The organism is Pseudarthrobacter raffinosi (genome assembly GCF_023913835.1).
GTDB classification, from domain to species: Bacteria; Actinomycetota; Actinomycetes; order Actinomycetales; family Micrococcaceae; genus Arthrobacter; species Arthrobacter raffinosi.
Genome location: NZ_JAMXBG010000018.1, coordinates 96,849 through 106,052 on the forward strand (window position 1 = coordinate 96,849; position 9,204 = coordinate 106,052).

The following is a 9,204-nucleotide window of genomic DNA, read 5'->3' on the forward strand; positions in this document are numbered from 1 at the left end:
GCTGGTAATATGGGGTTATGACCGTCTCCGAGCTGACAGCTTCCGCGCAGGACTACCTGAAGATGATCTGGTCCTCAACGGAATGGGCCGAGGCTCCCATCACTGTTGGCGCCATGGCCGAGCGGATGGCAGTGAAACCGTCAACCGTTTCGGACGGCATCCGTCGGCTGGTAAAGCAGGGCCTGGTCACCCATGCCCCCTATGGCAGCATCGAACTGACGCCCGCCGGCCGGGCACACGCTGTCGAAATGGTGCGCAGGCACCGGCTTCTGGAAACATTCCTCGTGCAGATTCTGGGGTACGGCTGGGACGAGGTACACGACGAGGCCGAGATCCTCGAACACGCCGTTTCCGACACCATGATCCAGCGCATCGACGAGAAGCTCGGCCACCCCACCAGGGATCCACACGGCGACCCAATCCCCTCGGGAAATGGGCTACCGCACCCCCCGCAAGGGGATCCCCTGACATCCGTGGAACCGGAACGGACGGTCACCATCACAAGAATCTCGGACGCGGACCCGGACATGCTCCGGTACTTCACCCAGCTCGGGCTGGGACCGGACACCCGGCTCCAAGTCTTGGCACACCGCCCGTATGCGGACGTGACCACGATTCGGGTCGGGGACCGCGACGTTGACCTGGGCCCCTCCGCGGCCGAAGCAATCTGGGTGGTGGCAAACTAAGGGCCCCCCGGGACAGCGTTCCGGGCTGGCCCGGCGCATGCCCGCCGTGCCCTGCACCACATCGCCCTGGCCGCGCGTAAAGATAGAGTGTCACCGTGAAGATTGCCCTGGCTCCCGACGGCGCCGAGCTGGCGTGGGCCGAAGAAGGGCATGGCGAGCCCCTGCTCCTGATCGCCGGCCAGGCAACCGCCATGGACGGTTGGGGGCCAGCGGCCGAGGCCTTGGCACAGCATTTCCGCGTCATTCGTTTCGACCATCGGGGGATCGGCGGGAGCAGCAATGGCGACGCCGGCCGCTACACCACGCGGCTCCTCGCCGCCGATTCAGCGGCTGTCCTCAAGGCGGCGAACGTGGACAGTGCGCACGTGTACGGCCACTCCATGGGCGGGCGGGTCGCCCAATGGCTCGCCATCGACCACCCGCAAGGTGTTCGTACGCTGATTCTTGCTGCCACCAGCGGAGGCAAACTGGCCGGGGCCGAGCCCACCAAGTACGCCATGGAAGCGCTGGTCAGCGGCGACATGGCGCGACTGGAGCCCCTGTTCTTCGCGCCGGAATGGGCCGCGGACCACTCCGACGCAATACACACTTTCTTCAATTCGAGGGCCACCGCCTGGGCCAAAGCACGCCACTTCCGCGCCAGCCGGGACCACGATGCGTGGAGCCGGCTCGGCGCCATCGAATCGCCCACCCTCATCCTCCACGGCACGCACGACGCCCTGACGCCCATGCCCAACGCCGTCCAGCTGCACCGGCACATCCGCCGCTCCACGCTGGTCAAAGTCCCCGGCGCCGGCCACGGCCTCCACCTGGACCGCCCGGAAACCATCCAGTGGATCCGGCAGTTCATCACCGCCAAAGCACCCCTCTGAAACAGAGAGCGGACGTGCGCGGATTCAGGAGCGAAAGATTTCCTTGGCTACCGTGATGGCGGACATGGCTTTGGGCCACCCCGCTAGAAAGCCAGGTGGATGATGATTTCCTTGAGTTCGGCTTCGGTGAGGCCATTGGCCTTGGCCCGGACGAGATGTCCTCGGAGCTGCTCCGTGCTGCCGCCGGTGACCAAGCTGGCAACAGTGACGAGGCTGCGGTCCCGTGGTGGGAGTTCACTGCGCTCCCGCTGGACTACGCGGGAGTTCAGTTGATTGCCTCGATGCCCAGCCGTTTGAGTTCTTCAAGGTGGTTCCGCTTGTTCTGAAGCCACTGGGGGGGAATGGGGCTGCCAATCCAAGATCTCGTCAACTACGCGCAGGGGCTCTTGGGTGCGGTAGGACCTCGTGGGGTTGCCAGGGAACTTCTTGTCCGTCAGGTTGGGGTCATCCTCAAAGGGTCCTGTGGGTTCGACTCGGTAGATCCTGCCTGGTCCCTCGCCCACCCCGAGCTCCGCTCCCAGGTAGCCGCATCCAACGTGGCGGTCAGGTAGATATAGTTCGCCGTCTTCCGCTCCCCGTATTTCGACGTGTATGGCCTCCTCGAAGTGGGCTTTCACTCTAGCTCGCCCACCGCTTAGCGCACGTTGGGTGTGGGTCACCCCTGCATTCGTTGGCGGTAGCTCCGGGGCGTTTCGCCGGCGTCGTTCAGGAAATGCCGGTTGAAGTTGGAAAGGTTGGAGAACCCGACTTCGTAGCAAATGTCCGAAATTGGCTTGTCGCTGCGCTCGAGCAGCCGCCGTGCATGGGCCAGCCGGAGTTTGCGGACCAGATCGCTGAAGTTCTGGCCGGTGGCGCGCTTGAAGTATTTCGAGAAGGTCGGTTCGGACATTCCCACCAGGGCCGCCGCCTCGGACATTTTGACGCTGTCGGCGTGATTGCCGAACGCGTACTCCAGGACGATGTCCACCACCGCCGCGGCCTGGCCGTCCAGCTGCGGCCTGAACCATTCGTCAGCGAGGTAGCGCCGGTCCTCCTGCGGTGAGCGCGCAAGGATGGCAAAGAGTTCCAGCAGGTGGTACAGACGCCCCAGCCCGGTGGCGGTGCCCATCGCTTCGATGGATGCGGCCGCAGACAGGGCCGTGCTCCCGAGAAACTCGATGCCGCGTGCGGACTGTTCCAGCAGGGGTTCGATTTCGGCCAGCTCTGGGACGAGGGCCGCGGTCTGCTCCACCCACTTTCCATCGAACTGGATCAGGGCGTCCCTGCCGGCAATGACCTCCCCGGGCTCGAGGTCGCTGACCCAGTCGTGGGGTAGTCCTGATCCCACCAGGGACACATGCCCGGCCTCGAACGTGCCGATGTGGTCCCCGACAATGAACTTGCCGGTGCCTTTCCTGATCAGGTGGATCTCGTACTCGGGGTGGTAATTCCAGCGGGCCGCCGCGGTGGGGTAGTCATGCTCGTGCCACCGGACCGAATGGTGCGGGTCCGCCGGGATGACCTCCCGGCTGGCCCGCATCCCCAGCAGCCTTTCGGCAAGCCTGGCCGATGCCCCGTCGCCGGTATCTGCAGCGCTCATAGTGGTTCTCCAGGCATCCGAGTTCATGAAATATGGACAGCGCCGTTGGCGCCTTCCCTCAGATTAGCGCCTATCCCGGAGGGTGGTTAGGGAAAATTAGTATCGGAAAGTAGCAACCACGACGCTAGTTGTGCCCTGTCCCACAGGCCTAATGTTGAGGAACAACAGCGCGGCACGTCGGATTCCCGATCTTTCGCCTCGCTCCAGTCCGGTACTTCGACACAGCAGTCGGGGTGCTGCGACTGCGCACACCATGAAGAACAAAGGAGTCCTTAATGCGCCCGAAAATTCGCGCCGCAACTCTCGCCGCAGGTGCCCTGTGTATCGCACTTTCTGCCTCAGCCTGTTCGGGCGCCGGCGGCGGAAGCACCGCCGGTGACCAGAACAGCATCAACGTCCTGATGGTGAACAATCCGCAGATGGAGGACCTGCAAAAGCTGACTGCGGACAACTTCACCAAGGACACCGGCATCAAGGTCAACTACACGATCCTGCCGGAGAACGATGTCCGCGCAAAGATCAGCCAGGAGTTCTCCAGCCAGGCCGGGCAGTACGATGTCGCGTCGCTGTCCAACTACGAGATTCCGTTCTACTCGGCCAACGGGTGGCTGGCGCCCCTGGACAACGTCGCCAAGGATGCCGAGTTCAACCAGGACGACATCCTCCCCGCCTACACGGCTTCCCTGACGGGCAAGGACGGCAAGCTGTACGGTGAACCGTTCTACGGCGAGTCCTCTTTCCTGATGTACCGGAAGGATGTTTTTGAGGCCAAGGGCCTGAAGATCTCGGAGAACCCGACGTGGGATGAGGTGGCGGCACTCGCAGCCCAGGCCGACGGCGCCGAGGCCGGTATGAAAGGCATCTGCCTTCGCGGTCAGCCGGGCTGGGGCCAGGTCTTCGCACCGCTGACCACCGTCGTGAACACCTTTGGTGGCACCTGGTTCGACAAGGACTGGAATGCCCAGGTCAACTCTCCGGAGTTCACCGCGGCCACCGAGTTCTACGTGGACCTGGTGCGCAAGCATGGCGAGGCCGGTGCCGCACAGGCAGGGTTCACCGAATGCCTGAACAACATGAGCCAGAGCAAGGTGGCCATGTGGTACGACGCCACCTCGGCTGCCGGTTCGCTCGAGGCCGATTCCTCCCCGGTTAAGGGCAAGATCGGCTACGTGCAGGCCCCGGTCAAGGAGACAAAGTCCTCGGGTTGGCTGTGGACCTGGTCCTGGGGCGTGCAGGCTGCTTCCAAGAAGCAGGACGCGGCGGGCAAGTTCATCGCCTGGGCCAGCTCCAAGAAATACGAGGAACTGGTCGCCGAAAAGCTTGGCTGGGCCAAGGTTCCGTCCGGCAAGCGCATCTCCACCTACGAGAACGCCGAATTCCAGAAGGCCGCCCCGTTCTTCGAGGCTGAGCGCTCCGCCATCGAGAACGCCGACCCGAAGAACCCTGGCCTCCAGGAACGGCCCGTCGTAGGCATCCAGTTCGTGGGCATTCCGGAGTTCGCGGATCTGGGCACCACGGTTTCCCAGGGTGTGAGCTCCGCCATCGCCGGTCAGGGCTCAGTGGCCGACGCACTGGCCAAGGGCCAGGAAGCGGCACAGAAAATCGGCGACAAGTACCAGAAGTAACCACCTACCAACCGGTTCCGTGGCCCGCCCCGGCGGGCCACGGAACCCCAGGAGAACATCATGACTTCCGCAACAGCGCGCGTCTCCCGGACCGGGAACAGTGCAGCCAAACCTTCCAAGAACGCCAAATCACGCGAACGTGCCATGGCGTGGGCACGGAGAGCACCGCTGCTGCCGGCCCTGATTTTCCTCATCATCGTCACCCAGCTGCCGTTCGTGGTGAGCCTGTTCATCTCGTTCCTGAACTGGAACAGCCTCCGCCCGGACCAGACCGGCTTCGCAGGATTCAGCAACTACATCGAGGTCCTCACCAACGCTGACCTGCGCCAGGCGATCTTCACCACCATCGTCCTGACCGTCTCGGTGGTCCTGGCGTCCCTGGTCATCGGCCTGGGACTCGCGCTGCTGCTGGACAAGAAGTTCATCGGCCGCGGCCTGGCCCGCACCCTGCTGATCGCACCGTTCCTCGTGGTGCCGGTAGCAGCCGCCCTCGTCTGGAAGCACGCACTCCTGAACCCGACCTACGGCCTGATCAACGGCATCCTCACCCGGATCTGGTCCCTGTTCGGCAGCGACACCCCGCCCCAGCCGGACCTCCTGTCCCAGGCCCCGCTGATGGCTGTCATCCTGTCCCTGGTCTGGCAATGGACGCCGTTTATGATGCTGATCCTGCTCGCGGGCCTGCAGTCACGTCCCATGGACACGGTGGAAGCAGCCCAGATGGACGGCGCCAGCCCCTGGAACATCTTTACGCACCTGACACTGCCGCACCTGCGCCAGTACCTGGAGCTCGGCGGCCTGCTCGGCGCGATCTACATCGTGCAGAACTTCGACGCCGTCTTCACCCTCACCTCCGGCGGCCTGGGCACCGCCAACCTGCCCTACGCCGTCTACCAGACGTTCTACTTCGCCAACGAATACGGCCTGGCATCAGCGGCCGGCGTCGTGGTGGTCATCGGCACCATCATCGTGGCCACCTTTGCGCTGCGAACCGTTTTCTCGCTCTTCAAGAAGGAGGCAGCACGATGAGCGCCCTCACTCCTGCCGCACCCCGCAACACACCCCGCAACACACCCCGCAACACAAGACATCGTCCGACGGCCCGGAACACCGGATCACGACGCCGCGGCAAGTCCCGGATGGACCCGACCCGCAACAACACAGCCGCCGGTGTCGCCGCCTGGATCCTGGCCCTGCTCTTCGCCGCGCCGGTCCTGTGGATGATCCTGACCTCCTTCCACTCCGAGGTCGACGCCGCCACCAATCCGCCCTCTCTCGCGGCCGACATCACGCTGGACGCCTACCAGGAGTTCTTCGGCGCCAGCTCAGGCGTCAGCCCCTGGCCGCCGCTGATCAACTCAGCCACAGCCTCCATCTGCTCCACCGTGCTGGTCCTGGTGCTCGCCATCCCGGCCGCCTACGCGCTGTCCATCCGGCCGGTCAAGAAGTGGACAGACGTGATGTTCTTCTTCCTCTCCACCAAGATGATGCCCGTGGTGGCCGCCATCCTGCCGCTGTTCCTGTTCGCCAAGATGGCAGGAGCGTTGGACAACATCTGGTTCCTGGTCCTGATGTACACCTCCATGAACCTGCCCATCGCGGTCTGGATGATGCGTTCCTTCCTGGCCGAAGTGCCGGTGGAAATGCTTGAAGCCTCACAGATCGACGGCGCCGGGCTGCTGCTGACCCTCCGCAAGATCGTCGCCCCCGTGGCCATGCCCGGCATCGCCGCCACAGCCCTGATCTGCTTCATCTTCAGCTGGAACGAACTCCTCCTGGCCCGCGTCCTCACCGGCGTCATGGCCGGAACAGCCCCGGTCTTCCTCACCGGCTTCGTCTCCAGCCAAGGACTCTTCCTCGCCAAAGTCTGCGCCGCCGCCGTCGTAATCTCCCTGCCCGTCCTCTTCGCAGGCTTCGCCGCCCAGGACAAGCTGGTCCAGGGCCTCTCACTCGGCGCCGTCAAGTAACCGTCTTCCCGCCCGATTCTTAAGGATGCCTTTCCATGACAACACCAACCGCACAGTCCCCTGCGCTCGGTACGGATGTGCCGGCAACCATGCGCGCCTCCGTCCTTAAGCGCAAAGGGGACATGGCAATGGAAACCCTGGACGTTCCCCGGCTCGAGGCCGACCAGGTCCTGGTGCAGGTTGCCGCCGTCGGCGTTTGCGGCAGCGATGTCCACTACTACGAGCACGGCCGGATCGGCGACTACGTGGTGGACCACCCGCTGATTCTCGGCCACGAGCTCTCCGGCAGGATCGCCGCCGTCGGCAGCGAAGTGGATCCCGCCCGGGTCGGACAGCGGGTGGCGGTTGAGCCTCAGCGCCCCTGCCGTAAATGCAGGCAGTGCAAAGCCGGCCGCTACAACCTGTGCCCGGACATCGAGTTCTACGCCACCCCGCCGATCGATGGCGCGTTTGCTGAGTACGTCACCATCCAGTCCGATTTCGCCTATGACATTCCGGACAATGTGAGCGACGAGGCCGCCGCCCTCATTGAGCCGTTGTCGGTTGGACTCTGGGCCTGCGAACGGGCCCAGATCAAGCCCGGAAGCCGGGTGCTGATCGCCGGCGCCGGCCCTATCGGCATCATCGCCGCGCAGGCCGCACGCGCCTTTGGGGCGAGTGAAATCTACATCACGGACATCGCCGAGGACCGGCTCGCATTCGCTTTGGAACACGGCGCAACGCACGCGCTCAACGCGATAACGGACAGTGTGGAAGGGCTCGACGTCGATGCGTTCATTGACGCTTCCGGCGCACCGCAGGCAGTCCGTTCCGGGATCAAAGCCGTTGGGCCGGCCGGCAGGGTGATCCTGGTGGGGCTCGGGGCGGACGACGTCGAACTCCCTGTTTCGTTCATCCAGAACCGGGAAATCTGGCTCTCCGGCGTGTTCCGCTACACCAACACCTGGCCGCTGGCGATCCAACTGATCGCGGATGGAAAAGTGGACCTGGACATCCTCGTGACCGGAAAGTTCACCCTTGCCGAGTCCGAAGAAGCCCTGAAAGCGGGCAAGCAGGCCGGCCAGCTCAAAGCCGTCGTCTACCCGGGCCGTTGAACATGATCACCGTCATCGGCGAATCGCTCGTGGACATCATCAGGGACCCCCGCCGGCCGGGGGAGGTCCAGGCCCACCCGGGAGGTAGTCCCCTCAACGTGGCTGTGGGCGTGGCACGGCTGGGCTTGGCGACGAACCTTGTGACGCACTATGCCGGTGATCCGCATGGGGACATGATCGAGGGGCACCTGAAGGCCAATGGCGTCAGTGTGATCCGGGGCGGCAGTTCGCCCACGTCAACGGCGACCGCCACGCTCGGTCCGGATGGGGCGGCCATCTATGCCTTCAACATCAGCTGGGACATCAATGGGGCGTCGCTTCCGGCCTTGGCCGCGGTCCAAGGTTCCACCCACGTCCACACGGGATCGATCGCGGCCGTCCTGGCGCCCGGTGACCAGGCCACGCTTGGACTGCTGGAGGCCGCCCGTGACCGGGCGACGACCAGTTTCGACCCCAACTGTCGGCCGGCGATTTGCCCCGATGTGGCCGCGGCCCGCACGCAGGCGGAGCGTTTCGTCGCCGTGAGCGACATCGTCAAGGCCAGCGATGAGGACCTCGCCTGGCTCTATCCGCACCGGACGCCGGAGGAAAGCCTGGCAGCCTGGCTTGAACTCGGACCGGCACTCGTAGCCCTGACGCGCGGCGCATCAGGCCCGGTCATTCTTGCCCGCCAGGGGAGGGCGGAAATGGCAGCCGAACCCGTCTCCGTGGCAGACACCGTGGGCGCCGGCGACTCCTTCATGGCCGCGCTCATCTCCGGTCTGGACCAGCTCGCAGCGCTCGGGGCCCGCGCGCGGGACGGGCTCCAGAGCCTATCCCGCGATGAACTGCACGCGCTCGCCGCCTACGCTAACCGCGCCGCGGCGATCACCTGCTCCAGGCCGGGGGCAAACCCACCCCACTCGGCTGAACTCGGTCTGCTGTCTGTTCCGTTGCCTTCCTGACGCGGCATCAGGCGGAAGCGGACGAACTCAAGGAGGTCCCGCCGTCGTGCGTCCGTTCGGCTAGGGCCCCAAGAGTCCGTTCGCGCCGGGTTCCGGGGAAGGCCGAACAACAACGAGCATGCTGCAGCCGGCGCCGCTGAGGTAGGGTCCGTGACGCATGCCAGGTGGGCGGCAGGCGTACATGCCGGGTGTGAAAGTCCTCCCGAGACTCACATCAGTGAGTTCTCCAGAGAGAATCATGACTTCTTCCCAGTAGTCGTGGACGATCACACCGCTGGCTATGGTGTCGGCACCGGGCGAATAGCGTTGGAGCAGGGTTGAGTCTCCGCTAGTGGCCCAGTACTCCTGAGCGTGTCCCCAGGGGCAATCTACGGGTGGAGTAGGATCCCGTGCAGCCGTTGGCGCTAGGGAAGTTCCGGACTGGTTTTGGTGGTTTG

10 protein-coding genes are annotated in these 9,204 nt (G+C 64.6%); 7 read left to right on the top strand and 3 right to left on the bottom strand.

The annotated features are described in order from the left end of the window. Positions 1 to 17 precede the first annotated feature (17 nt). Together NG697_RS16525 and NG697_RS16530 are read left to right on the top strand one after the other, a co-directional pair. The gene (locus NG697_RS16525; RefSeq protein WP_252600505.1) at positions 18 to 686 is read left to right on the top strand and encodes a metal-dependent transcriptional regulator; all 669 of its coding nucleotides are present in this window, start codon (positions 18 to 20) and stop codon (positions 684 to 686) included. 95 nt (positions 687 to 781) lie between these two features. Continuing rightward, the gene (locus NG697_RS16530) at positions 782 to 1,558 is read left to right on the top strand and encodes an alpha/beta fold hydrolase (protein WP_252614684.1); all 777 of its coding nucleotides are present in this window, start codon (positions 782 to 784) and stop codon (positions 1,556 to 1,558) included. Positions 1,559 to 1,641: 83 nt separating this feature from the next. Here the strand turns inward: NG697_RS16530 and NG697_RS16535 are convergent, their stop codons facing one another. From NG697_RS16535 to NG697_RS16545, 3 genes are read right to left on the bottom strand one after another with little or no spacing between them, the layout of a single operon-like run. Beyond that, the gene (locus NG697_RS16535; protein WP_308293062.1) at positions 1,642 to 1,827 is read right to left on the bottom strand and encodes a carboxymuconolactone decarboxylase family protein; all 186 of its coding nucleotides are present in this window, start codon (positions 1,825 to 1,827) and stop codon (positions 1,642 to 1,644) included. A gap of 33 nt (positions 1,828 to 1,860) precedes the next feature. Beyond that, on the bottom strand, positions 1,861 to 2,217 hold the full coding sequence (locus NG697_RS16540) for an NAD(+)--rifampin ADP-ribosyltransferase (protein ID WP_252614685.1): 357 nt from the start codon (positions 2,215 to 2,217) through the stop codon (positions 1,861 to 1,863). Next, positions 2,214 to 3,137 (bottom strand): AraC family transcriptional regulator, encoded by a 924-nt coding sequence (locus NG697_RS16545; RefSeq protein WP_252612069.1) that lies wholly within the window; start codon positions 3,135 to 3,137, stop codon positions 2,214 to 2,216. The genes NG697_RS16540 and NG697_RS16545 overlap by 4 nt, the downstream gene beginning before the upstream one ends. A 275-nt stretch (positions 3,138 to 3,412) precedes the next feature. Between NG697_RS16545 and NG697_RS16550 the strand changes: the two genes are divergently transcribed. The 5 genes from NG697_RS16550 to NG697_RS16570 are packed head-to-tail and all read left to right on the top strand — an operon-like array spanning position 3,413 to position 8,767. Further along, positions 3,413 to 4,762: an ABC transporter substrate-binding protein gene (locus NG697_RS16550; protein WP_252612067.1), complete on the top strand. Its 1,350-nt coding sequence runs from the start codon at positions 3,413 to 3,415 to the stop codon at positions 4,760 to 4,762. Positions 4,763 to 4,822: 60 nt separating this feature from the next. Continuing rightward, entirely contained in the window at positions 4,823 to 5,791 is a 969-nt protein-coding gene (locus NG697_RS16555) for a carbohydrate ABC transporter permease (protein WP_252614686.1), read from the top strand. Continuing rightward, positions 5,788 to 6,729, top strand: coding sequence for a carbohydrate ABC transporter permease (locus NG697_RS16560; protein WP_252614687.1), 942 nt, complete (start codon positions 5,788 to 5,790; stop codon positions 6,727 to 6,729). The genes NG697_RS16555 and NG697_RS16560 overlap by 4 nt, the downstream gene beginning before the upstream one ends. Before the next feature lie 35 nt (positions 6,730 to 6,764). Next, positions 6,765 to 7,823 carry an NAD(P)-dependent alcohol dehydrogenase gene (locus NG697_RS16565; RefSeq protein ID WP_252612064.1) on the top strand — a complete coding sequence of 353 codons (1,059 nt, stop codon included), beginning with the start codon at positions 6,765 to 6,767 and terminating at the stop codon, positions 7,821 to 7,823. Positions 7,824 to 7,825: 2 nt separating this feature from the next. Continuing rightward, positions 7,826 to 8,767 (top strand): carbohydrate kinase family protein, encoded by a 942-nt coding sequence (locus NG697_RS16570; RefSeq protein WP_252612062.1) that lies wholly within the window; start codon positions 7,826 to 7,828, stop codon positions 8,765 to 8,767. Positions 8,768 to 9,204: the final 437 nt, after the last annotated feature.